Annotated in this window: 21 protein-coding genes; 10 read left to right on the top strand and 11 right to left on the bottom strand. The window is 52.7% G+C overall.

Annotated features, from left to right (window positions below; all coding sequences use genetic code 11):
- Nucleotides 1-77: 77 nt before the first annotated feature.
- Both rsmJ and prlC read right to left on the bottom strand, forming a co-directional pair.
- Nucleotides 78-827: a 16S rRNA (guanine(1516)-N(2))-methyltransferase RsmJ gene (gene rsmJ, locus OGY06_RS16645; protein WP_063941419.1), complete on the bottom strand. Its 750-nt coding sequence runs from the start codon at nucleotides 825-827 to the stop codon at nucleotides 78-80.
- Nucleotides 828-835: 8 nt separating this feature from the next.
- On the bottom strand, nucleotides 836-2,878 hold the full coding sequence (gene prlC / locus OGY06_RS16640) for an oligopeptidase A (protein WP_164562384.1): 2,043 nt from the start codon (nucleotides 2,876-2,878) through the stop codon (nucleotides 836-838).
- A gap of 208 nt (nucleotides 2,879-3,086) precedes the next feature.
- Between prlC and OGY06_RS16635 the strand changes: the two genes are divergently transcribed.
- Together OGY06_RS16635 and gorA are read left to right on the top strand one after the other, a co-directional pair.
- On the top strand, nucleotides 3,087-3,929 hold the full coding sequence (locus OGY06_RS16635) for a 23S rRNA (adenine(2030)-N(6))-methyltransferase RlmJ (protein ID WP_003827459.1): 843 nt from the start codon (nucleotides 3,087-3,089) through the stop codon (nucleotides 3,927-3,929).
- Nucleotides 3,930-4,033: 104 nt separating this feature from the next.
- The gene (gorA, locus tag OGY06_RS16630) at nucleotides 4,034-5,386 is read left to right on the top strand and encodes a glutathione-disulfide reductase (RefSeq protein WP_003827456.1); all 1,353 of its coding nucleotides are present in this window, start codon (nucleotides 4,034-4,036) and stop codon (nucleotides 5,384-5,386) included.
- An 85-nt stretch (nucleotides 5,387-5,471) separates the two neighbouring features.
- Here the strand turns inward: gorA and OGY06_RS16625 are convergent, their stop codons facing one another.
- A complete protein-coding gene (locus OGY06_RS16625; protein WP_008786398.1) occupies nucleotides 5,472-6,635 on the bottom strand; it encodes a mandelate racemase/muconate lactonizing enzyme family protein in 1,164 nt (387 codons plus the stop codon).
- A gap of 183 nt (nucleotides 6,636-6,818) precedes the next feature.
- On the opposite strand from OGY06_RS16625, the gene OGY06_RS16620 reads away from it, so the two are divergent.
- Entirely contained in the window at nucleotides 6,819-7,745 is a 927-nt protein-coding gene (locus OGY06_RS16620; RefSeq protein WP_020996067.1) for a LysR family transcriptional regulator, read from the top strand.
- 65 nt (nucleotides 7,746-7,810) lie between these two features.
- Here OGY06_RS16620 and OGY06_RS16615 read toward each other — a convergent pair whose 3' ends face one another.
- Nucleotides 7,811-9,205, bottom strand: coding sequence for a cytochrome-c peroxidase (locus tag OGY06_RS16615; RefSeq protein ID WP_003827455.1), 1,395 nt, complete (start codon nucleotides 9,203-9,205; stop codon nucleotides 7,811-7,813).
- 426 nt (nucleotides 9,206-9,631) lie between these two features.
- Between OGY06_RS16615 and OGY06_RS16610 the strand changes: the two genes are divergently transcribed.
- Entirely contained in the window at nucleotides 9,632-11,281 is a 1,650-nt protein-coding gene (locus tag OGY06_RS16610) for an alpha,alpha-trehalase (RefSeq protein ID WP_003827453.1), read from the top strand.
- Between the two features lie 27 nt (nucleotides 11,282-11,308).
- Here the strand turns inward: OGY06_RS16610 and OGY06_RS16605 are convergent, their stop codons facing one another.
- The gene (locus OGY06_RS16605) at nucleotides 11,309-12,898 is read right to left on the bottom strand and encodes an STY4199 family HEPN domain-containing protein (RefSeq protein WP_003827451.1); all 1,590 of its coding nucleotides are present in this window, start codon (nucleotides 12,896-12,898) and stop codon (nucleotides 11,309-11,311) included.
- Between the two features lie 167 nt (nucleotides 12,899-13,065).
- Here OGY06_RS16605 and OGY06_RS16600 point away from each other — a divergent pair, with 167 nt between their 5' ends.
- Together OGY06_RS16600 and OGY06_RS16595 are read left to right on the top strand one after the other, a co-directional pair.
- Entirely contained in the window at nucleotides 13,066-13,605 is a 540-nt protein-coding gene (locus OGY06_RS16600; RefSeq protein WP_003827449.1) for a GNAT family N-acetyltransferase, read from the top strand.
- A gap of 86 nt (nucleotides 13,606-13,691) precedes the next feature.
- Complete coding sequence (locus OGY06_RS16595) at nucleotides 13,692-14,042, top strand: glycoside hydrolase family protein (RefSeq protein ID WP_003827448.1); 351 nt, start codon at nucleotides 13,692-13,694, stop codon at nucleotides 14,040-14,042.
- A gap of 15 nt (nucleotides 14,043-14,057) precedes the next feature.
- Here OGY06_RS16595 and OGY06_RS16590 read toward each other — a convergent pair whose 3' ends face one another.
- Both OGY06_RS16590 and OGY06_RS16585 read right to left on the bottom strand, forming a co-directional pair.
- Nucleotides 14,058-14,663, bottom strand: coding sequence for a helix-turn-helix transcriptional regulator (locus OGY06_RS16590; protein WP_003827446.1), 606 nt, complete (start codon nucleotides 14,661-14,663; stop codon nucleotides 14,058-14,060).
- Between the two features lie 370 nt (nucleotides 14,664-15,033).
- Nucleotides 15,034-15,792, bottom strand: coding sequence for an SDR family NAD(P)-dependent oxidoreductase (locus OGY06_RS16585; protein ID WP_003827444.1), 759 nt, complete (start codon nucleotides 15,790-15,792; stop codon nucleotides 15,034-15,036).
- Between the two features lie 119 nt (nucleotides 15,793-15,911).
- Here OGY06_RS16585 and OGY06_RS16580 point away from each other — a divergent pair, with 119 nt between their 5' ends.
- The 3 genes from OGY06_RS16580 (at nucleotide 15,912) to OGY06_RS16570 (ending at nucleotide 19,538) form a co-directional block, all read left to right on the top strand.
- Nucleotides 15,912-16,811: a LysR family transcriptional regulator gene (locus OGY06_RS16580; protein WP_003827442.1), complete on the top strand. Its 900-nt coding sequence runs from the start codon at nucleotides 15,912-15,914 to the stop codon at nucleotides 16,809-16,811.
- Nucleotides 16,812-16,882: 71 nt separating this feature from the next.
- Nucleotides 16,883-17,884, top strand: a complete 1,002-nt coding sequence (gene yhjD, locus OGY06_RS16575) for an inner membrane protein YhjD (protein ID WP_003827439.1) — start codon at nucleotides 16,883-16,885, stop codon at nucleotides 17,882-17,884.
- Nucleotides 17,885-18,215: 331 nt separating this feature from the next.
- The gene (locus tag OGY06_RS16570; protein ID WP_003023312.1) at nucleotides 18,216-19,538 is read left to right on the top strand and encodes an MFS transporter; all 1,323 of its coding nucleotides are present in this window, start codon (nucleotides 18,216-18,218) and stop codon (nucleotides 19,536-19,538) included.
- An 83-nt stretch (nucleotides 19,539-19,621) separates the two neighbouring features.
- On the opposite strand, the gene OGY06_RS16565 is transcribed toward OGY06_RS16570, so the two are convergent.
- Together OGY06_RS16565 and pdeH are read right to left on the bottom strand one after the other, a co-directional pair.
- Nucleotides 19,622-21,682 carry an AsmA family protein gene (locus OGY06_RS16565; protein WP_003827437.1) on the bottom strand — a complete coding sequence of 687 codons (2,061 nt, stop codon included), beginning with the start codon at nucleotides 21,680-21,682 and terminating at the stop codon, nucleotides 19,622-19,624.
- Nucleotides 21,683-21,760: 78 nt separating this feature from the next.
- Nucleotides 21,761-22,528 carry a cyclic-guanylate-specific phosphodiesterase gene (pdeH, locus tag OGY06_RS16560; protein ID WP_003827436.1) on the bottom strand — a complete coding sequence of 256 codons (768 nt, stop codon included), beginning with the start codon at nucleotides 22,526-22,528 and terminating at the stop codon, nucleotides 21,761-21,763.
- A 230-nt stretch (nucleotides 22,529-22,758) separates the two neighbouring features.
- On the opposite strand from pdeH, the gene kdgK reads away from it, so the two are divergent.
- Nucleotides 22,759-23,688 carry a 2-dehydro-3-deoxygluconokinase gene (kdgK, locus tag OGY06_RS16555; RefSeq protein ID WP_003827433.1) on the top strand — a complete coding sequence of 310 codons (930 nt, stop codon included), beginning with the start codon at nucleotides 22,759-22,761 and terminating at the stop codon, nucleotides 23,686-23,688.
- 99 nt (nucleotides 23,689-23,787) lie between these two features.
- On the opposite strand, the gene OGY06_RS16550 is transcribed toward kdgK, so the two are convergent.
- A complete protein-coding gene (locus tag OGY06_RS16550) occupies nucleotides 23,788-25,281 on the bottom strand; it encodes a M16 family metallopeptidase (RefSeq protein WP_003827432.1) in 1,494 nt (497 codons plus the stop codon).
- A 221-nt stretch (nucleotides 25,282-25,502) separates the two neighbouring features.
- Nucleotides 25,503-26,789, bottom strand: a complete 1,287-nt coding sequence (gene dctA, locus OGY06_RS16545) for a C4-dicarboxylate transporter DctC (RefSeq protein ID WP_003827429.1) — start codon at nucleotides 26,787-26,789, stop codon at nucleotides 25,503-25,505.
- Nucleotides 26,790-26,866: the final 77 nt, after the last annotated feature.

Below are 26,866 nucleotides of genomic sequence, written 5' to 3'. Positions count from 1 at the left end.
ATCCGGCCTACAAAGACACGCTGCCGTAGACCTGATAAGCACAACGCATCAGGCAGCACAGCGCACAGACCTACAAACTATGCTGTCCCAGCGTAGATATCAAACCGATGCCCTTTCGTCACAACCGCGTTCGGCGTGGCGACATCCGCCAGCGGCGGCGCGTAATCTGGGCGCTTCACCACCACACGTTTGGTGGCCAACTGACGCGCAGGCTCCAGCAGCCCATCCGCATCTAAATCCGGCCCCACCAATGACTGAAACACCCGCATTTCTTTTTTCACCAGCGCGCTTTTCTGCTTATGTGGAAACATCGGATCGAGGTACACCACCTGCGGGCGCGGCGTGATATCGGTTAACGCCGTCAGACTCGACGCATGGATCAGCTGTAAACGTTCCTGCAGCCACGGACCGATTTCCGGGTCGGCATAGCCGCGCGCCAGGCCATCATCAAGCAGTGCCGCAACCACCGGATTACGTTCCAGCATTCGTACGCGGCAGCCTACCGAGGCCAGTACAAACGCATCGCGCCCCAGCCCAGCTGTCGCATCGACCACATCCGGCAGGTAATCGCCTTTAATGCCAACCGCCTTCGCCACCGCTTCACCGCGTCCACCGCCAAATTTGCGCCGATGGGCCATCGCCCCGCCCACGAAATCGACAAAGATACCGCCGAGTTTGGGTTCATCACGTTTGCGCAGTTCCAGATGTTCCGGCGTCATCACCAGCGCCATCAGGTTATCTTCATCGTGTTCCAGTCCCCAGCGGGCGGCAAGAACAGATAAGGCGCCGTTTCCGGCGCCTGTTTCATCTACTAAGCAGATTTTCACGTGAATAATCAGCCTTTGATCCCGTAATGCTCCAGCATTGCATCCAGCTGCGGCTCGCGGCCACGGAAGCGCTTGAACAGTTCCATCGGCTCTTCAGAACCGCCACGGGTAAGGATATTATCGAGGAACGATTGTCCGGTCTGACGGTTGAAAATCCCTTCATCTTCGAAGCGAGAGAAGGCATCTGCCGCCAGTACGTCTGCCCACAGATAGCTGTAGTAACCCGCTGCGTAGCCACCAGCAAAAATATGGCTGAAGGCATGCGGGAAGCGGCCCCACGTTGGGCCCGGCACCACGGCGACCTGTTTTTTAATTTCCGCCAGCGTCTCGAGGATTTTAGCCCCTTGCTGCGGGTTAAACTCCGCGTGCAGACGGAAATCAAACAGACCGAACTCCAGTTGACGCAGAATAAACAGCGCTGCCTGGTAGTTTTTCGCCGCCAGCATTTTATCCAGCAGTTCCTTCGGCAGCGGTTCACCGGTCTCAAAGTGACCAGAGATAAACGCCAACGCTTCCGGCTCCCAACACCAGTTTTCCATAAACTGGCTCGGCAGTTCGACCGCATCCCATGGCACACCGTTGATACCGGAAACGCCCGCGGTTTCGACACGGGTCAGCATATGGTGCAGACCGTGGCCGAACTCGTGGAACAGGGTGATCACTTCATCGTGGGTAAACAGCGCAGGTTTACCGTTCACCGGACGGTTAAAGTTACAGGTCAGGTAAGCGACCGGCTTTTGCAATGTGCCGTCTGTCTTACGCATCTGGCCGACACAGTCGTCCATCCACGCCCCACCGCGTTTGTGTTCACGGGCATACAGATCAAGATAGAAGCTGCCGCGCAGCTCGTTGTTTTCGTCGTACAGCTCGAAGAAACGAACTTCCGGATGCCAGACGTCAACATCGGTGCGCTCTTTGGCGGTGATGCCATAAATACGTTTAACCACTTCAAACAGGCCGTTAACGGCTTTGTTTTCCGGGAAGTAAGGACGCAGCTGCTCGTCGCTGATGCTGTAGAGATGCTGTTTTTGTTTCTCGCTGTAGTAAGCGATATCCCACGGCTGCAGCTCATCAACACCAAATTCCGCTTTCGCGAAGGCGCGCAGCTGAGCCAGTTCTTTCTCACCCTGCGGACGGGCACGTTTCGCCAGGTCGGTCAGGAAGTCGAGTACCTGCTGCGGGTTCTCCGCCATTTTGGTAGCCAGAGATTTAAAGGCGTAGCTTTCAAAGCCCAGCAGCTGTGCCAGCTCGTGGCGCAGCGCGAGGATCTCTTCCATTATCGGGCTGTTGTCCCATTTGCCCGCGTTTGGCCCCTGGTCAGACGCGCGCGTGGAGTAAGCGCGATACATCTCTTCACGCAGCCCCTGGTTATCACAGTAGGTCATCACCGGCAGGTAGCTCGGGATATCCAGGGTTAACAGATAGCCTTCCTGCTCTTTGGCTTCAGCCTGAGCTTTTGCGGCGGCCAGCGCGCTTTCCGGCATCCCGGCAAGTTCCGCTTCGTCGGTCACCAGCTTGGTCCAGCCCATCGTGGCATCGAGGACGTTATTGCTGTACAGGTTGCCGAGCTCAGACAGGCGGGTGGCGATCTCACCATAGCGCTGCTGTTTTTCCTTCGGCAAACCAATACCTGAAAGCTCAAAATCGCGCAGCGCGTTATCAACCGCTTTTTTCTGTGCGGTATTCAGGGTGGCGTAATGATCGCCATCACGCAGGTCGCGGTACGCTTTGTACAGGCCTTCATGTTGTCCAACCCAGGTGCTGTATTCAGACAGCAGCGGCAGCGTTTGTTCGTAGGCTTCACGCAGTTCCGGGCTGTTTTTCACCGAGTTCAGGTGGCTAATCGGAGAGAAAATACGCCCCAGCACATCGTCAACTTCCGCCAACGGCTGGCAGAGGTTTTCCCAGGTGTACGGCGCGCCCTGCGCAACCACTCGCTCAACATTTTCACGGCAATCGTTCAGCGCCTGAGTGACGGCAGGCACAACGTGCTCAGGCTGAATTTTAGAAAACGGCGGCAGTTCGAAGGGAATCAGCAATGGATTGGTCATTAGCGCGGTCCTGTTGAAAAGAGTGAATGAAGCGCGTATCCGGCGCTGTGCATATTAATTTGTACAATGGGGTTAAGTGTAGAGGATTTCAATGCTAACCGTGACGGAAAGACGCCCGGTAGCGCTGCGCTTACCGGGCCTACGGGTAATCTGTGCCGATCTGCTGTAAACTGTGGCAAATCGTCATTTCAGCGGAATTTCATTACCCATGCTCAGTTATCGCCACAGTTATCACGCAGGCAACCACGCCGACGTCCTTAAACATACCGTTCAGAGCCTGATCATCGAGTCGCTCAAAGAGAAAGAAAAACCGTTTCTCTATCTGGACACCCATGCTGGCGCTGGCCGTTATCAGCTGAGCAGTGAGCATGCCGAACGTACCGGTGAATATCTGGAAGGGATCGCCCGCATCTGGCAGCAGGACGATTTGCCTGCAGAACTGGAACCCTACATTGGCGTGGTGCAACACTTCAACCGTAGCGGTCAGTTGCGCTACTACCCGGGCTCTCCGTTAATTGCTCGCCAGCTGCTGCGCGAACAGGACAGCCTGCAATTAACTGAACTGCACCCGAGCGACTTCCCTCTGCTGCGCGGCGAATTCCAGAAAGATGAGCGCGCTCGCGTGGCCAAAGCCGATGGTTATCAGCAGCTGAAAGCAAAATTACCGCCGGTTTCCCGTCGTGGGTTGATCCTTATCGATCCACCCTACGAAATCAAAAGCGACTACCAGGCAGTAGTGACCGGTATTAACGAAGGCTACAAACGTTTCGCGACCGGCACCTATGCGTTGTGGTATCCAGTGGTTCTGCGCCAACAAATCAAGCGCATGATCCACGATCTGGAAGACACCGGTATCCGCAAAATTCTGCAAATTGAGTTGGCGGTGCGCCCGGACAGCGATCAGCGCGGCATGACGGCATCCGGCATGATTGTGATTAACCCACCGTGGAAGCTGGAGCAGCAGATGAACAACGTCCTGCCGTGGTTGCACAGCAAACTGGTTCCGACAGGAACCGGGCATACTTCCGTAAGCTGGATAGTGCCGGAGTAATCGCAGCCATCGGTGGAACCTTTTAATATCAGGTATACAATCGCGAATATTTTGGCGGATGGCGTAACGCTTCTCCGCCCTACAATGAACATAAAGGAGCGGTCATGACCAAGCACTATGATTACATCGCTATTGGCGGCGGCAGCGGCGGTATTGCCTCCATTAACCGTGCAGCAATGTACGGACAAAAATGCGCACTGATTGAAGCCAAAGAGTTAGGCGGCACCTGCGTTAACGTTGGCTGCGTACCGAAGAAAGTGATGTGGCATGCCGCACAGGTCCGCGAAGCGATCCACATGTACGGTCCGGATTACGGTTTCGACACCACCATCAATAAGTTCGACTGGGATAAACTGATCGCCACGCGTACCGCTTATATCGATCGTATTCATACCTCGTACGACAACGTGCTGGGCAAAAATAATGTCGATGTGATCAAAGGCTTTGCGCGCTTTGTGGATGCCAAAACCATTGAAGTAAACGGTGAAACCATTACTGCCGATCATATTTTGATTGCCACCGGTGGTCGCCCGAGCCATCCGAACATTCCTGGCGTGGAATATGGTATTGATTCTAATGGTTTCTTTGAGCTGCCAGCGCTGCCAAAACGTGTAGCCGTTGTTGGCGCAGGCTACATCGCCGTTGAACTGGCTGGTGTGATTAACGGCCTGGGCGCAGAAACTCACCTGTTCGTGCGTAAACACGCGCCGCTGCGCAGTTTTGATCCGATGATCGTCGAAACGTTGGTTGAGGTGATGAACGCCGAAGGCCCGACTCTGCATACTCACGCGATTCCAAAAGCGGTTGTTAAAAACGCTGACGGCAGCCTGACCCTGCAACTGGAAGATGGTCGTAGCGAAACGGTAGACTGCCTGATTTGGGCGATTGGTCGTGAGCCAGAAACGGACAACTTCAATCTGGCTGTTACCGGCGTGAAAACCAATGAAAAAGGCTACATCGTCGTTGATAAATTCCAGAACACCAGCGTGCCGGGTATTTATGCCGTCGGCGACAACACCGGTGCCGTTGAACTGACGCCGGTTGCCGTTGCCGCGGGCCGTCGCCTGTCCGAGCGTCTGTTTAACAACAAACCGGACGAACATCTGGACTACAGCAACATCCCGACCGTGGTCTTCAGCCACCCGCCAATTGGCACCGTGGGCCTGACCGAGCAGCAGGCTCGTGAACAGCACGGTGATGACCAAGTGAAAGTGTATAAATCATCGTTTACCGCGATGTACACTGCCGTGACTTCACACCGCCAGCCGTGCCGCATGAAGCTGGTTTGCGTGGGTCCGGAAGAGAAGATTGTTGGTATTCATGGCATCGGTTTTGGCATGGACGAAATGCTGCAAGGCTTCGCGGTGGCGCTGAAAATGGGCGCGACTAAGAAAGACTTCGATAACACCGTCGCTATTCACCCGACTGCGGCAGAAGAATTCGTCACTATGCGCTAATTGCCCATGTGTAGACGTTATTCACTACACGCTTAAGTAACACTCCTCCGGCAACCGGAGGGGTGTTATGTCACCGCCGCCCGCGCTATTCGGCCAACGCGCGCATCTCTTTAATCAGGTCAGATTTACCTTCAAACCCTATGCCCGGCAGTTCTGGCATGACGATATGACCCTCTTCCACCTTAACTGAATCCGGGAAACCGCCGTACGGTTGGAACAGATCCGGATAACTTTCATTCCCCCCGAGACCAAGACCCGCCGCAATGTTCAGCGACATCTGATGACCGCCATGCGGTATGCAGCGTGATGGGGACCAGCCAAACTGCGCCAGTACGTCGAGGGTACGCAGATATTCGACCAGACCGTAGGAAAGCGCACAGTCAAATTGCAGGTAGTCGCGATCCGGGCGCATGCCGCCGTAGCGCAGCAGGTTGCGCGCATCCTGATGAGAAAAGAGATTTTCACCCGTCGCCATCGAACCTGGGTAAAATTCTGACAGCGCGGCCTGGAGAGAATAATCCAGCGGGTCGCCAGCTTCTTCGTACCAGAACAATGGATAATCTCGTAGCATTTTGGCATAGGCAATACTGGTTTCCAGATTAAAGCGTCCATTGGCATCAACGGCAAGACGCGCTTCATCGCCAATTTCAGTCAACACCGCTTCGATACGGCGACGGTCCTCTTCCAACGATGCGCCGCCGATTTTCATTTTAACCACGTTGTAGCCGCGGTTCAGGTAGCCTCGCATTTCCTGACGCAGCGCGCTCAGATCTTTACCCGGATAATAGTAACCCCCCGCCGCGTAGACAAAGACGCGTGGATTCGCCTCAACACCCTTCATCTCAGCCAGCAGACGGAACAACGGCTTGTTGGCAATTTTGGCAACGGCATCCCAGATAGCCATATCCAGCGTACCCACAGCCACCGAACGCTCACCATGGCCCCCCGGCTTCTCATTACTCATCATGACGTCCCAGATTTTATGCGGATCCAGGTTATCGCCTTCGGCATTCAACAAACTTTCCGGGTCAGCGTCCAGAATGCGGTTACGGAAGCGTTCGCGGATCAATCCCCCCTGGCCGTAACGGCCATTAGAATTAAATCCGTATCCCACCACGCGGCGGCCCTCTATCTCAACATCAGTCACAACGGCCACCAGGCTGGTCGTCATCTTGCTGAAATCGATATAGGCATTACGAATAGGGGAAGCGATGGGTTTGGTAATTTCTACAACATCGAGGATACGCATGTTTTCTCCGGCGGATTCTTGGTCAGTTATGCTTGCACTTACGCGCCTGTAAAAAGTGATAACTCATGCCGGTTTATTATTGGCATAATGCACTCAGGCAGCATTTAAGGACGCCATCGTCCTGTATTTCTCCATCTTAAGCAGTGCCTATTTACTGATCTAATGCCAAAGAGGCTGGCTGTAATGCAAAATCGGCATCACCTGGAACTCACCTGGCTTGAAGACTGCGTTGCGCTGGCGCAGTCACTCAATTTCTCCCGCGCAGCCGCTTCCCGATATGTGACGCAGCCCGCATTCAGTCGGCGCATTGTTTCGCTGGAAGAGTGGCTTGGAACGCCGATTTTTGAACGTAACCGCCGTGGTGTCAGCCTGACCCGTGCGGGGGAAGTTTTCGTCGCTCAGGTGCCTGAACTGATCCGGGCGCTATACACCCTGAGAAATGAAACCATCGAAGCGGCGGGAAATTCCCGACCGGATGTTATTTTCTCCGCAACGCATTCCCTGTCGTTCTCATTTTTTCCGGCGCTGATGCGCAATAATGAAAAAATCGCCCGTTTCGGCTCATTTCGCCTGCTGTCAGACACGCTCAGCGCCTGTGAACGGATGATTGAAAAAGGGGATGCGCAGTTTCTGCTGTGTTATTACCACCCTCACATGCACATCAACCTCGATCAGACGAAATATCTTAGCGTCCGTCTCGGTCGAGAAATGTTATTACCTTACTCCAAATGCGATCCCCGCTCTCATCAGCCGCTCTGGCAGGCTACGGGGGGCAAAAAATTTCCGTTTCTCTCCTTCTCTGCAGAATCCGGTCTGGGGAGGATCCTCTCGAACACGTCATCGGTGAATCATGCCCGACGCGGTATGGACATCGCATTCACCGCCGATCTGGCCGCCACGCTGCTGGCAATGGTCAAAGCCGGGGACGGCATTGCCTGGCTGCCGGAAAGTCTGGCGGCCCCGGACGTTCAGGCCGGGACGATCGCCGCGGCGGCTTCACAGAAGAGCGGGTTATGGATACCCATTGATATCCGACTGTTTCGGCCTGCGGGCAGAATGTCCAGAGCAGTAGAAGAATTGTGGGGAATATTTGTGGATGAGCAGAGGTAAATACTCGCCAGGTAAAGAAGAATTATCCAGCCTGCAAAACGCGTCAGGCTGGATAACGCCAGAGGTTATTTACCCTGCATATATGGCGTATACACGCCGTTTAAGCTTTCGAGGAACGCCACGATATCGTCGATATCTTCCTGCGGCAGTTCTTTACCCACCTGATAACGCAGCATCAGTTTTACCGCACCATCGAGCGTAGGCACATCACCGCGATGGAAATAAGGCGCGGTCAGCGCAACGTTACGCAAGCCCGGGACTTTTTGACGCAGCTTGTCACGTAATTCATTAGTGACGTTCATGCGGCCAATATCTGCGGCAGTGACCTCACCGAAATTAAAGTCCTTTTTCAAACCCAATGGCTCAAATGAGCGCCCGCCTAAAATAATACCGCCATGACAGGTCGCACACTTATTATCTTTAAACAATTGATAGCCATGTTTCTGCTGAGCAGTTAACGCTGCTTCATCGCCGCGTAGCCATTTATCAAACGGCGAATTTGGCGTAATTAGCGTTTTCTCAAACTCAGCAATCGCATCGGTAATATTATCCCCGCTGAATCCCTGCGGATAAACCGCGATAAACTCTTGCTTCAATTGCGGATCTTTATCCAGTTTCTGGATAATTTCATCCCAGGATTTAGACGCCATTTCGATAGGGTTCAACGGCGGGCCGCCTGCCTGCGCCTGCAATGTTGGCGCACGACCATCCCAGAATTGTTCAACGTTGAAGACCGAGTTAAACACCGTCGGCGCATTAATCGGGCCAACGGCGCCGCCTACGCCGATCGACGTTTTCCGGCCATCCACGCCGCCTGCATTCAGAGCGTGGCAATGCGCGCAAGAAATCGTGCTGTCACCTGAAATACGCGGGTCGTGGTAAAGCGTAAAGCCAAGCGCTACTTTGCGGGCATCGGTTGGGATGCTTTCTGGTATCGGCTGCACCGGTTCATTACGATGCTGCGTGGCGGTATCGTTACTGGCGTAATACTGCTCACGCTGTTTCGCAATCCAGCCCAGGATCTCGGCTCGCTCCGTATCGCTGACCTTCCCGGCCCAGTGCAGCGCGGTATATCGCGTTGGCGGCATGGTGTCGTACTGCATCACCCACTCAATTTTATTCAGGTCGCTTTGCGAAACGGGTTTATCTGCGACCAGCGCCGCACGAACGGCTTCAAGATTGAATGATTTGTATCCCAGTTGAATATCATAATTCATCAACTGCTTAGCGACAGGAAAAGAAGAATAGAAAGGTAATTCAGCTGAAGGCGTGTGACAATAATCGCATCCTTTTTCGCGTAAAAATCCTAATACCTTATTATTTTCTTCCAGCGTAGAGGCCTGAACATCAGCCTGTTTGCTACGTTGATTATCGTGATACCACACATAACCGGATAATCCAAAATAACAAATCACGATGCCAGCTATGGCAATCGCGGTAAGACGGGTAATGATTTTCATTATTTTACCCTCACCGTTGTGAGTTATTGTGACCCAGAAAATTAGAATAATTAATGCGCAGTCTTTGTCAGACCTGACCATCATAGGAAATGAGGGAATTACTATTTTGATAAGTATCAAGCAATTACATGGGGGAGAACTATCAATAGAATAGCCTGCGCCTATTATAGAGATAAGGCGTTACCTGTCTCTGTTCACACCTCGTTGCAATCGAATGCTCTGAAAATGGAATATATTCAGATTATGCAGAACTTTGAATTATCCATTATTTTCATTGGGATAGTCTGATTCTTTAAATTTTGCTCAGCATTAAAACGTGATCAACCGCACGCTTTACTCACCCGACACCGAAGCGAATGTCTACGCTTAACTGACGACCGGGCAATAGCCTTAATCTTTCAACGTCCATCGGAGGTCTTTCTCATTATGCTCAACCAGAAACTACCCCACGCCCCTTCTGAAGAAATGACGATCGACATCGATCTGCTTTATGAAATGGATCCGTGCGAGTTAAAGCTGGATGAAATGATTGAGGCAGAGCCTGAGCCGGAGATGATTGAAGGGCTCCCCGCTTCAGATGCGTTAACCCCTGCCGATCGTTATCTCGAACTGTTCGAACACGTCCAGTCATCCAAACTGTTTGCGGATAGTAAAACCTTCCCAGATTGTGCGCCCAAAATGGACCCGCTCGACATTTTAATTCGTTATCGCAAGGTTAAACGCCATCGGGACTTCGATCTGCGACGCTTCGTCGAGAACCATTTCTGGCTCCCGGAAACGCCCTCCAGCGAATACGTTTCTGACCCGGAAAGTTCGCTGAAAGAGCATATCGATCAACTGTGGCCGGTGCTGACGCGCGAGCCGCAGGATCACATTCCCTGGTCCTCGCTACTGGCGTTACCGCAGTCATACATTGTGCCAGGCGGGCGTTTTAGCGAAACCTACTACTGGGATTCCTACTTTACCATGCTGGGTCTGGCAGAGAGCGGCCGCGAAGATCTGCTGAAATGTATGGCAGATAACTTTGCCTGGATGATTGAAAACTATGGTCACATCCCGAACGGCAACCGCACTTACTATCTGAGTCGCTCACAGCCGCCGGTATTTGCGCTGATGGTGGAACTGTTTGAAGAGGATGGCGTACGCGGCGCGCGTCGTTACCTTGATCATCTAAAAATGGAGTACGCGTTCTGGATGGATGGCGCCGATTCCCTGGTACTCAACCAGGCCTACCGCCACGTGATCAGAATGTCTGACGGCTCTCTACTTAACCGCTATTGGGACGATCGTGATACGCCACGCGATGAATCATGGCTTGAAGACGTCGAGACCGCCAAGCATTCGGGTCGCCCGCCCAATGAAGTGTATCGGGATTTACGCGCGGGCGCGGCTTCTGGCTGGGATTATTCATCGCGCTGGCTACGCGACGCAGGCCGCCTTGCCAGCATACGCACCACGCAGTTCATCCCAATTGACCTGAACGCATTCCTCTACAAGCTGGAAAGCACTATTGCCAATATTTCCGCGCTAAAAGGTGACAAAGAAACGGAAGCACTTTTTCGCCAGAAAGCCAGCGATCGTCGTGATGCGGTAAACCGCTATCTCTGGGACGATGAAAACGGCTGCTATCGCGATTACGACTGGCGGCGCGAACAAATGGCCCTGTTCTCTGCCGCCAGTATTGTGCCGCTGTATGTCGGTATGGCAACGCATGAACAAGCCGATCGGCTTGCTAACGCGGTTCGCAGTCGCCTGCTCACGCCCGGTGGCATTTTAGCCACAGAGCATGAAACCGGGGAACAATGGGATAAACCCAACGGCTGGGCGCCGCTGCAGTGGATGGCGATCCAGGGCTTCAAACTGTACGGTGACGACCATCTCGGGGATGAAATTGCCCGTAACTGGTTGAAAACGGTGAATCTCTTTTATCAGGAACACCACAAACTTATCGAAAAATACCACATAGCTGACGCCGCGCCGCGCGAAGGCGGCGGCGGGGAATATCCGTTGCAGGACGGCTTTGGCTGGACCAATGGCGTGGTGCGCCGACTCATCGGTTTGTATGGCGAACCCTAGCGGCTGACGGTCTGAGTCATCAGGCTTTCAGTTAATTGCATCGTACAGCTCGGCGTGAATTTTCTGCCATTTCTTGTTCTCAGGGCTTGGCTGGGCGCGAACACGCAGCTCGGCCTGCTCAAGATCATATTGCTGACGCGCAACGACCGCAGGCACGGAACAAAAACTTTGCAGATAACTTTTATGCAGCGAAGTGAGCGATGCCCCATTCGACATCGCATGGCTGAGCGTAGTCATAAACTGTCGGCATGGTTTGCTTTCATCCATCTGCGAAGGGTAACGCAGCAGCAGTCTCAACACCTCAGTATTGCCCGCCGAAAATGCCTGCTCCGTCCACGCCAGCTTCCAGTCCATCCCGCCCTGCAGGAACAGTGACGTCACGCGGATGTCATTGCGATCGATAGCCGCCCGCATGTTAAAGGCATCCCAGGTGATGCCCATTCGGGTCACCGCCTCCCGTGCGGTGGGGGCATCGCGTCGCGGTTCCTCCTGCACAATTTCAACGGATTGTCCGGAAGACGACTGTGGCGCCGGCGAAGTGAATAACCAGAACGCACCCAGCGAAATCGCCAGCACCATCACGCCGACCGCTACCCACAACATGCCGGAAATCAGCTGTTCACGTTCTTCCGCCGTGCGCTTGGCCCGCTTTTCCGGCGGATCAATACTGTCTGCGATTTCATGCTTATCGCCTCCCGCTTGCTCGTCTTTTTGCTTTGCTGTTTCCCAAAACTGGCGGACCATGGCCTCATCAGATTCCAGATACGACGCAGGATTAATGCGCGTACGCCGTTCTTCAAATGCCCGTTGCACAGGATGAGTTATCTGTCGGTACTGGTAGTCCAGCAACATCAGTTGTACCGACGCCAGCGGCTGCTGCGCGATAACGCAGTTACGAGCCAGGCGGCAATCATCCAAAAACATGCGTAGCGTGATGCGCGGCTCAACAAATGACATGAGCACTGAAGTATCGTTAAAAATCTGCGTAAAGTGGCGAACGAATAATTTCTTATCGACGACCATCAGTGCCAGCTCGCTAAACATCATACCGTCCAGCGCATCTCGTCCTTCGCCCAACTTTAGCCAGCGACGCAGACGTTCACCACCAAAGTGCTGTTTCAGAAAGCTGTTGAGAGGATGTTGATCCGGCCATACCCGTGCAATCAGAGATTTGAGGGTTAATTCTATTGCGCGAAGTTGACGCTGCGCCCGCATCTGAGCATCCGGCTCCACAGGTGCAATTTCGGTTTGATACTTCAGGATGGGCTGTTGCTGGCGTAATTGTTCCAGAGAAGCCACAAAGCGCAGCGCTGAAATCAGCTGGTTTTCACTGACGTCCTGGCCATTTTCATATTGGGGTACACTCTGTTGAAGATGACGTAGCCGCAGAGTGAACTGGCTCAATTGCGCATCATTCATCTGCAACCGTCTGGCGACAGCCCCCCAGCCGCCCAGATTCAGTCGTGCCTGATCCAGCTGTTCGAGAAACCACCGCGGGTCTTTGCCTTCTGCGGCATGTACGCCTAGAAGCAGTAATATTTCTACCGACGCCTGGCGGATAATCCCCAGACAATGTTCAAAGGGTGTACATGTCGCTTGTAACGCGCTATTGGTCATCATCTTCCCTAAAAGGACCCAAAACGTGCGGCCTCACAATGGTATGTAATTATCTTTTTTAAACGCAACGTTGTGCCGATGTAGACTAGAACACATTCATATAGCAAATAAATAAGTTTTACAGTGACTTCCGCACAATCATTGAAAATTATTCTGGAGATAAGCCTGTGCCTGTACTGCAAACATCACGTCTGCTCTGCCGCCCACTGACAGAAAATGACTGGACGTTCTTCTTAACGCTACAGCAGAACCCAGATGTGATGCGTTTTGTCGCTGACGCACGTACTGAAGAGGAAGTACGGACAGCCTTCGACTCCCGCCAGCCTGAATGGTTTCCCGGCAGCCCGCACTGGCTATGTCTGCTCTTGTGCGATAAGACATCGGGAGCACCGCTTGGCGTGACCGGATACATTCAGGAGAACAATGAATGTGCCGAGGTTGGCTTTCTGCTCGCCCCAGAGGCGCAGGGTAAAGGTTATGGCGCTGAATCTCTGCATGCCGTGTGTGAATACGCCTTTGCCAGCGGCGGTCTGCGGCGACTGACCGCCTGTGTCACCGCAGGAAACGAAGCCTCACGGTGTCTGTTGGAAAAGGTCGGGTTCATTCATGAAGGCACGCTACGCGCAAGCTACTGGCTACATCAAACCTGGCACGATGACTGGATTTTTGGTCTGTTAAAACAGGAATATCAGCCGCCCAAGGCATAGGTCGTTTTGCGGTAAATACTGGCTGTCAGGCAACTAGCGTAACGGCGTGTTTTTTTTAGAATAGGTCTCTTTGCACAGAGATGATTATGCCGCTGCGTTCGACACATTTCACGCCCGCCTGTATCGCATTTATTAAGCAATGGCAGGGCCTGTCGCTGGAAAAGTATCAGGACAAAAAAGGCATCTGGGTCATTGGTTACGGGCACGAAATCTCCGCCAATGAATCCTTTGATACCCCAATTACGGTGATGCAGGCAGAAACATTGCTGCTCGCAGATATGAGTATCTGCGAGGCATTCATCTATAAGGAAATGACGCAAATAAAAGACAGGTTTCAGCTGGAAGCATTAATTACGTGGATATTCAGCGTAGGAATTACCCAATTTTGCGCTAAAAATATCTGGCCGGTGTCTATTTCACAGCCAGAAATATTCTGACTGTGAAATATGTTCCTAGTAAATGGTGTTGTTTAACATCATTGCCGCCTGCGTACGGTTTTTTACCTCCAGGCGCTGATACAACGACTCAAGATGGGCTTTTACCGTTCCGGTACTGATATTTAACAGTCGACCAATTTGTTTATTAGATTCTCCGGCGGCCAGCATGGTCAAAATCTCCCGCTGGCGCGCGCTGAGCAATCTGATATTTTGCCCACCGCTTTCGGTAGCGGTTATGCAGTCTCTGGGGATAAACATCATACCCATCGCGACGCTATTGAGGGCCAGCGTAAAGGTTTCCGCGTCAGAATCGCGCGGAACAATGGCCAGCACGTTCAGTTTAGTGACCTCTTGCAACCATTTTTTACGGCAGTCCGTTGCGGTCACCAGCACCTTCACCATCGCAAAGCGCTCTGCTATCTGTTGCAGCAAGCTACAGCAGAACTCAGCATCAAGGTCGCCATCCAATATAACTAATGCCTCGGGTTTATCTTCCAGCGTCAGCCAAAGTTCATCTGCCTGACTGACACCCTGAACATCCACTCCTGGAATACGTTGCTGCAAACTTACATTCATTCCATGAATAAATATTGACTGCCTGTCAAACATTACTACCTGCATTATTTATCTCCATCCGAATAGGATATTAGCCTTAACATGCGGAAGGGTATTACCCATAGGGTAAAATAAGAAGTCACCATTTGGCGGGGGCCATTTTACCGATAGACAGAGAAGAAAGAAGCAGAAGTTATGAATAGTTACAGCTCAACCCGAAGGATCATACAAAGGAACAAAAACAGGTTCGAAAACTAGGGAAAGTCTTAATATTCGATGCTCATGATAAGACAATGAATATTAATTAATATGATTTTATATTTTTAGCTAAAAATAAGATATCAACGACAATGGATAAATCTGTTACAAAATACAATCTAGCATTAAGTGCTTATTCAACGCATGCCGTGACCTGTTGAATAAGCACCTTATGGGTTTACAGGAACATTCCGCCGGATACTTCGATACGCTGTGCCGTCATCCAGGCCAGTTCATCGCTGAGCAGCGCAGCAATGGCGTCGCCAATATCATCAGGCAAACCAACGCGTCCCAGCGCCGTTTGCGATGCAATGTACGCATTCAATTGCGCATTATCCCGCACATTTCCGCCGCTAAAATCCGTTTCTATTGCGCCTGGCGCAATAATATTCGCCGTTATGCCGCGCTCTCCCAGCTCTTTTGCCTGATAACGGGTTAGCACTTCCATCGCACCTTTCATGGCTGCGTATGCGCTGTAACCCGGTAGCGCAAAGCGGGCAAGCCCGGTAGAGACATTGAGGATGCGACCACCTTTATTTATCAGCGGTAGCAGGCTCTGCGTCAGGAAAAAGGGCCCCTTAAAATGGATGTTCAAAAGTTGGTCAAATTGCGCTTCAGTAAATGCCGGATACGGTGCGTTGATGCCGATTCCGGCATTGTTCAATAAATAATCAAACGCGTTACTTTGCCACTGCGTTTGTAACGTTCCCTGCACCTGTTGAACAAACTGAGGGAATGTAGAAATATCGCCGACATTTAACGGTAATGCCGCCGCTTTACCGCCAGATTGGCGTATTTCCCCCACAACCTGCTGCGCTTCTTTTTCATTGCTGTTCCACGTCAGGATAATACCGATTCCTTTACTCGCCAGCTTCAGCGCCGCGTTTTTACCGAGTCCGCGGCCGCCGCCAGTCACCAATGCGATACGTTGCGTCATAAGAAACCTCATTTCAGGTGTTGTGAAGATTGAGAAAAAGCTTATTAGGTGATAGAAGAACAATAAATACTGCTAACTGCGCATTACTGTTTCATTTAGAACAACAATAGGGCATGAGAATGGATAAAATTCACGCAATGCAGTTGTTCATCCGCGTCGCAGAACTGGAGAGCTTTTCGCGCGCCGCAGACACCCTCGGACTTCCTAAAGGTAGCGTATCGCGCCAGATCCAGGCTCTGGAAAATCATCTGGGCACGCAGTTGTTGCACCGCACCACCCGCCGCGTTCAGCTCACGCAAGACGGCATGATCTATTACGAACGCGCGAAAGATCTGTTGAGTAATCTGGATGAGCTGGATGGGCTGTTCCATCACGATCCGTCCAGCATCAGCGGCAAGCTGCGCGTTGATATGCCGGTCGGTGTAGCAAGGAACCTGGTGATGCCCCGCTTACCGAGCTTTTTGCATCAGTATCCGGGCCTGGAACTCGAACTCAGCAGCAGCGACCGCCTGGTGGATTTGATCCGCGAAGGTTTCGACTGTGTGGTACGCGTGGGCGCGCTGAAAGATTCAGGGCTGATTGCGCGTCCGCTGGGGAAACTCACGCAGATTAACTGCGCCAGCCCGCAATACCTCGCCCGCTTTGGTTATCCGGAAAATCTGGAGGATCTTGCCTCGCATGCGGTGGTGCACTACTCGGTCAATTTAGGAACGCGTGCGCAAGGTTTCGAAGTGGCGACAGAAAATGGCACGCAATGGGTTAAAACCGGCGGCATGCTAACGGTAAACAGTACCGAAACCTATCACGCGGCATGCCTTGCCGGTCTGGGCATTATTCAGGTGCCGCGCGTTGGCGTGCGTGATGCCCTGCGCGCCGGTACGCTGGTCGAAGTGTTGCCGCAATATCGCGCCGAGCCAATGCCAGTCTCTTTGCTTTATCCGCATCGGCGCAACCTCTCCCGCCGGGTACATCTGTTTATGGAATGGCTGACTGGTGTGATGAAAGACTATGTGGATTAGTCCATTTTTCAGGATGCGCCCCTGAGCAGGCTATAATGTCATGAGTGAACAAAATAAGGACAACCGATCGGATGACGCAGGAACAAGACGCAAAACACCCTACGCCAGAACATAAACCAGCCTCCGCCGAGCCGGAGAAAAACGCTAAAGCGAACCAGGCGCTGAAAACGGCTCTGACCTTCGCCGATAAAATTCAACGTCAGCCCATCATCGCCCATCTTATTCGTGCCGCAGAGCGGTTTAACGATCGTATGGGAAATCAGTTTGGTGCCGCCATTACCTACTTCTCGTTTCTGTCGATGATCCCAATCCTGATGGTGTCGTTTGCCGCCGCGGGTTTTATTCTCGCTTCGCACCCTACGCTGTTGCAGGATATCTTCAACAAGATTTTGCTGAACGTCAGCGATCCGACGCTCGCTTCTACGCTGAAAAACACCATCAATACCGCCGTTCAGCAACGTACCACTGTAGGTCTGGTAGGGCTTGGCATCGCGCTCTATTCCGGCATTAACTGGATGGGGAACCTGCGCGAAGCGATTCGTGCCCAGTCGCGGGATGTTTGGGAACGTACGCCGCAGGATCAGGAAAAAATTTGGGTCAAATATCTGCGTGATTTTGTTTCCTTGATTGGCTTACTGGTTGCGCTGATTGTTACTCTGTCCATTACCTCTATCGCCGGTTCCGCCCAGCAGATGATTATCTCTGCGCTGTATCTCGACGGTATCGAATGGCTGAAACCCGCCTGGCGGCTGATCGGCCTGACCATCTCTATTTTCGCCAACTACCTGCTGTTCTTCTGGATTTTCTGGCGGCTACCGCGTCACCGACCGCGTAAGAAAGCGCTCATACGCGGTACCTTTATCGCGGCACTAGGATTTGAAGTCATCAAAATGATCATGACGTATACGCTGCCATCACTGGTGCAGTCGCCGTCAGGCGCGGCATTTGGTTCCGTGCTTGGACTGATGGCGTTCTTCTACTTCTTCGCTCGTCTGACCCTGTTTTGCGCAGCCTGGATTGCCACAGCGGAATACAAAGACGACCCGCGTATGCCGGGGAAAACCCACCGCTAATTCATCATTTATGGCGGATGGCGCTACGCTGATCCGGCCTACGGGAGAGTTTTGTAGGCCGGATCAGCGTAGCCATCCGACAATTATAATGCCGCCTGCTCTCACTGATTTAGTGAATAAATCCAACCCGTAACTTTTATTTAACCAGAAACTGGTTTTATCATCCAAGTTTTAAATTGTGTGAAGCATTTCATGGAAGTGAAATCTCAAGCCTAAAAATTATCCCCTTTTTGCTCTATTTTTGACCGATCTCAAAGTTTGTTACAGATTGAAATGTCTCTTTTGCTGTGCGTAATATGACCTTTCGTTCGGCCAAAAATAAGAAAATATTATGCAAGCAACAGCCACAACACTCGACAACGAACAGGAACACACCCCGGTCAACTCGCGCAATAAAGTTGTCGTCGCCTCGCTCATTGGCACCGCCATTGAGTTCTTCGACTTCTATATTTACGCCACCGCCGCGGTGATCGTGTTTCCCCATATATTCTTCCCGCAGGGGGATCCGACCGCGGCTACGCTACAGTCCCTCGCCACTTTTGCTATCGCCTTTGTGGCCCGACCTATCGGTTCCGCGGTGTTCGGACATTTCGGCGATCGCGTCGGCCGTAAAGTCACGCTGGTTGCTTCACTACTCACAATGGGGATCTCGACAGTCGTCATTGGCCTGCTGCCGGGCTATGAAACTATCGGCATTTTCGCCCCGCTGCTGCTGGCTCTGGCGCGTTTTGGTCAGGGTTTAGGTCTGGGCGGTGAATGGGGCGGTGCAGCGTTGCTGGCGACGGAAAACGCGCCACCGCGCAAACGCGCGCTGTACGGATCATTTCCGCAGCTGGGCGCGCCTATCGGTTTCTTCTTCGCCAACGGTACCTTTCTGCTGCTCTCCTGGCTGCTGACCGACGAACAGTTCATGAGCTGGGGCTGGCGCGTACCGTTCATCTTCTCCGCTGTGCTGGTGATTATCGGTCTGTACGTCCGCGTTTCGTTGCATGAATCCCCGGTCTTCGCCAAAGTAGCCGCGGCGAAAAAACAGGTGAAAATCCCGCTGGGTACTCTACTGACAAAACATGTTCGCGTGACGATCCTCGGCACGTTCATCATGCTGGCGACCTATACGCTGTTCTATATCATGACCGTCTATTCGATGACGTTCAGTACCGCCGCAGCGCCTGTAGGGCTTGGCCTGCCGCGTAATGAAGTGTTGTGGATGCTGATGATGGCGGTCATTGGTTTTGGCGTCATGGTACCGGTGGCGGGCCTGCTGGCCGATGCGTTTGGTCGCCGCAAGAGCATGCTTATCATCACCACGCTGATCATTCTGTTTGCGCTGTTTGCCTTTAAACCGCTGCTCGGCTCTGGCAATCCGGTGCTGGTGTTCGCCTTCCTGTTGCTGGGCTTAAGCCTGATGGGTCTGACATTTGGCCCGATGGGCGCACTGCTGCCGGAGCTGTTCCCGACCGAAGTGCGCTATACGGGGGCGTCGTTCTCGTACAACGTTTCGTCAATTCTCGGCGCATCGGTTGCCCCATACATCGCCGCATGGTTGCAGGCGAATTATGGTCTGGCGGCTGTCGGTACGTATCTGGCATCGATGGCGGCGTTAACGCTGATTGCACTGCTGTTGACCCACGAAACCCGCCATCAGTCGTTGTGATTCTTTTGCCGGATGCGGTGTAACCACCTTATCCGGCCTACGTTGAGCATGAAATCCAGGCCGGATAAACATCCGGCCAGACATCACTTCTTCATCTGTGACAGGATCGTCCGACACTGATTCGCGTCACCCTCTGACGGCGAAATCAGCGCCAACAAGGCCGCCGCAGGAGTGACTAACGTGGCTAATGCGGCAGCAACCGCACCGCGCGCAATCAGCGGTCCGGCCTTCACGCCAGCCTGCGGATTCTTAAAGGTGCCGCGAACATACAGCGGCGAACGCAGAGTAATAATACGAATCCCTTTGCTCTCCGGATCGATGGTTAAATCCAGTTGCTCCGACGCAAAGCTCGCCGTACCAGTGACATTAATGACTGCGTTTTCCGTGTCGAAAGCAAAAATCTGCGGACGCGCCACGCCGTTAACAATATCCAGATTCGCCGCCGCGCAGTTCACCCGCACTTCGTCATCACCAAATATCTGCCCGACAAGATAGTTCCCCAGATTCAAGCCCACAATTTCCATCAGATTCCGGCTGATCAAGCCGTCATTCATCAGCAGTTTCAGGTTGCCATTGCTGTTACCCAGCAGCGCCGCTACCGAGTTTCCACTTCCGCTAAACCGGGCGTCCCCGTTCATTTCACCGAGCGTTTTCTGCATCAGTTCCACATCGGGCATCAGCGCTTTTAGCTTCAGCCGCCGCGCCTGAATATCCGCCTGCCCCCGCATCGGCTTTTTATCTCCTTCCAGATGGATGCTGGAGACAATGCTGCCTCCCGCAAGACCAAATTTCAGCGGTTGCAGGCGCAGGTCGGCATTTTTCAGGATGATATGAGTGGAGAGATCGCTGATCGGCAGGCTACTGCCATGCTCAATACGCCGTCCTTTGAAACGCACGTCAGCGTCCATCACGTTCCATTTATCGGTTTCAAAACGGTCATACGGCAAGACCTTGTCCACAGGCTGAACGCTCTTCTCACCTTTGCGCTGTTCAGATTGTTTTGCCCGTTCCGCCCCTTTACCTGAATCCACCCCGATCAGCGGCCCCAAATCGGCCAGCCTCAGCTGGCGTGATTCCACATCACCCTTCAGCATGGGTCGCGGCTTACCGGTGGTGTAGGCCAGCGTTCCGTGAATATCGCTGTCGCCAATACGGCCATTGAAATCGCGATAATCAAAAACAGAGGATTTTTCCGGGTCAATTTTCGCCACCAGACGTCCGTCGGTTTCAAACGGCGGCGTATCCGGGAGCAGTACGCCGGTCAAATCGTACAAATCCCCTAGCGAATCTCCCGAGAATTTAAGCCGCAGATCCGCCCCGCCCATGTTCATCGGATCGTTTATCGTGCCGATAAACGCTACGCGCGTATTGCCCGAACGGAAATCAGCCTGAATCGGGAAAGGCGTATCTTCGCCACGCAGCGCAAGCATTCCGCCTATTTTTCCGCTACCGCTTAGCGGTTCGCCGTTATATCGCCCTTGCGCTTTCAGCCCAAACACGTAGTCCTCGACGCGGGCGTTGCTCTCTTTACCTTTTGCGCCGGTCACTTCGCTAAAGGGCAACGGTTTACCCAGCGGATCGACCAGGATCTCAATCTCCGACTTCGTCACCTTATCGTTAATGGCGATACGTCCCTGGTCGAACAGAATGTTATCCAGCCGGAAAGACCATGCGGATGGCGGCGCATCAGGATCGCGGTTTTCGTCCCCAGCTAAGTTAAAGGTCCAGTTATTGTTTTTCTCCGACAGGCGGATCAGCCGCGCATCGGGTTTGACCAGCTTGACCCACGGGAGCCAGACAGTTTTTGTCAGCAGTGCCAGCGGGGCGAGCGTAGCTTCAACGCGCGGGAGATGCACCATGGTGACGTCGGGAATGTCCGGCGGGTTGCCGAGGATGATATCTTCAGCATGAACATGCGGCCACGGAACCCAGCTACGCCAGCCAGTTTCCTGCTTCTGGCGTTCCCAAACCACACCCAGATCACCCCGTATAGCAAAGGGCCGGTTGAGTTCTGTAGAGACTTTCTGGTTGATGGTCGGTTTGAGCCGGTTCCAGTCAAATGTCGCAATCACAATGATGAGTACGACGATCAACAACAAGAAAACCCCTATTACTGAAGTGGTTATTTTACCTGTTCTCGTCATGTCTAACCTCCTTACTTCCTTCCTTGCCTGTCCTAAAGATAGTCCAGCAGGATGAAAAGGAGGTGCGCTACGCCCTCATCAAAGTGACAGAATTACGTCTTCGAGGGTATCCAGGGGCACTGGACGAGAGAGAAAATAGCCTTGGGCCGCGAAAGCCGGTGAGTTTTGCACATCACGCCACTCTTCCAGCGTTTCAACGCCTTCGACAATGACACCGCGGCAATAGCGGTTCATGAGCTGTAATAGTAGTGTGAAGAGATTACGTCCCTCCGGCGTCTTGCGCAGCATGACGAACAGATCCCGCGCCACTTTGATATAGTCATAACTCACTTCACTAAGCGCCGAGAAGTTCGCCATTCCGGTACCAAAGTCATCCAGCCAGAGCGGACCGAACTCGCACATTGAGGCGAACGACGCCCCCTTCGGCAAGCGGATATGTTCCACCAGCTCAAAACGCAGCCACGGCAGGCCTTCAATGATTTTCAGGATTTCGGGATCCTGACGCATCGCAATGAGCGTTGGTCCGTCGACGTTCACAGAAGCCAGCAGGTTGTTGGCTCTGAAAAAGCCCCCTTTCAGCTCAAGCTGCAGAAGTTGCTCTTTCACTACATCAACACGATGCCGTACAGCCACTTCAGCAAAATAGCGGTCTGGTGCAATACGTTGGGAAGGGTTATCAGGATGGCTCACGACGGTCAGCAGTTCAACGGCCATCAGCCGTCCGTTGGTCTGGTAAATTGGCTGGTAGGTGTAAGCACGCTCGCACTGCAGCCAATAGCGTCTTTCCAGCAAGCTTTCAATACTCGCATCGGGCGTAATGAGCTGCTGGGTAACCTGCTTTATCATCTGAGATGTCCTGTAAATAAGAGTGTGACTGACCGGACTCGTCAAAGGTTATCGGCGCTCAGGCGCAGAACTTTACGTTCAGCCGTACGCAAAATAGAAACTAAGCGGCAAAAAACGACGCAGAACACGTGCTGGCTCAAAAAAATAATGGAACGATGTTTTAATATAGTTGACCACTTAACACCCACAGCGCACACTAACGCTAATTTTTTTCAGAGCAGGTTACGACTATGTCCAGAAAGATTGCCGTGATTGGCGAATGCATGATTGAGCTGTCACAGAAAGGCGCTGACGTTCAGCGCGGATTCGGTGGCGACACGTTGAATACATCCGTTTATATCGCCCGTCAGGTCGATGCGGCGGCACTTTCCGTACACTATGTGACTGCACTGGGTACCGACAGTTTTAGCCAACAAATGCTGGAGTCCTGGCAGGGTGAAAACGTGGACACCTCATTAACCCAGCGCATGGAAAACCGCCTGCCGGGTCTCTACTACATTGAGACCGACAGCACTGGCGAGCGCACCTTCTATTACTGGCGTAATGAAGCCGCCGCAAAATTCTGGCTGGAGAGCGAGCAGTCTGCCGCGATTTGCGAAGAGCTGGCGACATTTGACTACTTGTATCTGAGCGGAATCAGCCTGGCGATTTTAAGCCCGGCAAGTCGTGACAAGCTGCTGTCGTTGCTGCGTGAATGCCGTGCCAACGGTGGAAAAGTCATTTTTGACAATAACTACCGCCCACGTCTGTGGAGCAGCAAAGAAGAAACCCAGCAGGTGTATCAGCAAATGCTGGAATGCACCAATATCGCATTCCTGACGCTGGACGATGAAGACGCACTGTGGGGTGAAAAACCCGTTGCCGAGGTAATTGCCCGTACTCACGCGGCTGGCGTACAGGAAGTGGTTGTGAAGCGTGGCGCAGACTCTTGCCTGGTTTCCATTGCAGGCGAAGAACTGATCGACATTCCGGCCGTTAAATTGCCGAAAGAGAAAGTGATCGATACCACTGCGGCCGGAGACTCCTTCAGCGCCGGGTATCTGGCGGTCCGTCTGACCGGTGGCGATGCCGCCGAAGCCGCAAAACGAGGCCACCTGACGGCAAGCACCGTCATTCAGCATCGTGGGGCGATTATCCCCCGCGACGCCATGCCGCAATAATTTATTGTTCCTGGAGGCCGGATAAGGCGTTAACGCCGCATCCGGCACTGGGTAAGCCGGGAGCGCTTCGCTTGCCCGGCCTACAGGTTACGATACCCTTTACTGTACAGGCGGGATATCCGTCACTTCAGGGTGTGATTCATCCGTTTCAACAGACGTTGCCGCTGCGGTAACGGGCGCCATAATGCTATCCCACGTCGCCTGCAGATCCTTCATATTGAATTCAGGTTCGCCCTTCGGCTGCAGCAGAATTAACGCCATATCTTGCGATAGCTGCTGACGCAGGTCCTGATTCAGCATCTCAACGCTCAGGCTGTTGAGGAAGCTCTGGCGTAAACGCTGGTACTGTTCAGGCGCAATATCCACCACCTGATTTTGCAGCGAGCGCAAACGCTGGCTGATCAAAATATCGGTATCGGTACGACCATAGGTGGCAAACAGCTTCTGCAGTTCCAGATTCTTTTGCGCTACCAGCGCATTGAACTCTTCTTCCGGCAGTCCCTTATCACGCACTTTCGCCAGCTCACGCGCAACCGTACCCAGATTGGCGTTCAGCTTATCGTTCGGCGACTCAACGTTAATCGCGCACTGCGCGCGCAGGAACAGCACCCGGCAGTCAAATCCGAGGCCAATGTCTTTGGCATTGTTTTTGGTTAGCTCTTGCTGAATGTGCCAGAACAGCGCCTCACGCGCTAAATCAGCGCGCCAGTAACGTAATAACGCGGCAGATTCACGGATCGGTTGCCACGGCGTATCCCACATAATAGACAGGCGATCCTGGCGTACCGCATCGGTCATAATGCTCACGGCTTCTGCTCGCAGCGGAGAGAGCGTGGGTACCGGTGCAGGCGTTTCGCGTTTTCCTTTTAACTCGCCAAAGGTTTTATTGATTTGCTCAGCTACGCTGCGTGCATCAACGTTACCGACGATGATCAGCGTCATCGCGTCCGGGGTATACCATTTCTGGTAGAAAGACTGAATTTTCGACGCATCTACAGGCGTTTTCAACGGATCGGCGGGATCGTGCCCCAGCAGGGTTGATCCCTTCAGACGGTAACGCCACCACCCTTCTTTGGTATCTGACGGCCAGGTTGCAACCATATCTTCGCTATTCAGCGCATGATTGACCGTTTCAGAGGTAATGCTCAGTTTACCGGAGATATTCGCCAGATAAGAAAGTGACTCTTTCAGTAGATCGTTACGGCTGTTAGGCAGACTGAGGTTATACAACGTGGAATCATAGGAAACGATAACCGGCGGCATGGGACGTTTGGGATCGAACCCCTGCTGCCACAGTGAACGGGCTTGCGAGGCATCGAGGCCACCGCTTTGCGTCAGCGCGATACGCGGGATCGCATGGCTGAAACCACTCTGTTGCGCACTTTCGGTGAGTGAACCGGTATTAACCAGCAGGCGAACCTCAATACGGTCGCTCGGGCGCTGGGGAGTGGCTAACACTTGCCACTGTAAACCATTTGCCAGCGTGCCCTGTTGCCATGCTGGATCAGGCTGGAGCGCATCTGCCTGCACATAGCCGGCAGTGGCCATCATCAGCAAGCCGCCCGCTAAAAGTCGAATTTTTGTGCCCTGCATGTGAACCCCTGATCAACTATCCTGGAAATAAAAAGACAGCCCTCGAAAGGACTCTCTGAATATGACGTTAAAAACACTTCGTGTTAGACCGCGAGAACATAAAAATGTCACGGAAGAAGTGAAAAAATCCCGAGCCGCCGAATCGACGGTTTCAGGCACAGGGGGTAATTATGCGCAAACGCCCGCAGTCCTGGAAGGGACTACGGGCATAAGTGACGAGATTAAGAGGATAAATCGTGCGTTTTGCCATCCGGCGCACGATTATTCAACGTGTCATCCAGCTTTTTGGTATCCAATTCTTTCACCCATTTAGCCACAACAACAGTTGCAACACCGTTACCAATCAGGTTGGTCAGCGCACGGGCTTCAGACATGAAGCGGTCAATACCAAGAATCAACGCCAGACCAGCAACCGGCAAGTGACCCACCGCAGAGATAGTCGCGGCCAGAACAATAAAGCCACTCCCGGTCACACCCGCTGCACCTTTTGAGGAGAGCAGAAGCACCACCAGCAGGGTTATCTGATGGAAGATATCCATGTGGCTGTTGGTTGCCTGAGCGATAAACACCGCCGCCATTGTCAGATAGATTGATGTCCCATCAAGGTTAAACGAGTAGCCCGTGGGTATAACCAATCCGACAACCGACTTCCGACAGCCCAGTTTTTCCATCTTATCGAGCATACGCGGCAGCGCGGACTCGGAAGAAGAAGTCCCCAGAACGATCAACAGTTCTTCACGGATATAGCGGATGAATTTAAAGATACTGAAGCCAGTTGCGCGGGCAATTGAACCCAGCACCAGCACCACAAACAGAATACAGGTGATGTAGAAGCAGATGATTAGCTGACCCAGTTGCACCAGCGTTCCGACGCCATATTTACCGATGGTAAAGGCCATAGCACCGAAAGCACCGATCGGCGCCAGGCGCATGATCATATTAATGATGCCGAAAATAACCTGCGAGAAACTTTCAATCACGTTGAAAATCATCTGGCCCTTGCTGCCCAGACGATGCAGCGCAAAACCAAACATTACCGCAAACAGCAATACCTGCAGGATGTTACCGCTGGCAAACGCGCCAATGACACTCGCCGGGATAATATCCATCAGGAAACCTACGATCCCCTGGTCTTTTGCCTGTTCGGCGTACATTGCAACCGCTTTGGCATCCAGTGTCGCCGGATCGACGTTCATCCCGGCACCGGGTTGCACCACGTTGACGATGATGAGGCCGATGATCAGCGCAATGGTACTAACAATTTCAAAATAGAGCAGTGCAACCGCGCCAGTGCGGCCTACGGCTTTCATACTTTCCATGCCTGCAATGCCGGTAACGACAGTACAGAAGATGACAGGTGCGATGACCATCTTGATGAGCTTAACGAAAGCATCACCAAGCGGCTTCATTTGGGCGCCTAATTCAGGGTAGAAATGGCCAAGGAGAATACCTATGGCAATCGCTGTCAGGACCTGAAAGTAAAGGCTTTTGAATATAGAGGTTTTCATAGGGTGTCCTTAAAGTAAAAACCACAGGTCTTGTAAGGTTTTGTTTAACCTGCGGCCTTAAGGTAACACCCACACAA

Source organism: Citrobacter sp. Cpo147, from assembly GCF_030332405.1.
Taxonomy (GTDB): Bacteria; Pseudomonadota; Gammaproteobacteria; order Enterobacterales; family Enterobacteriaceae; genus Citrobacter; species Citrobacter portucalensis.
This window is presented reverse-complemented; position numbering and strand designations above follow the sequence as displayed.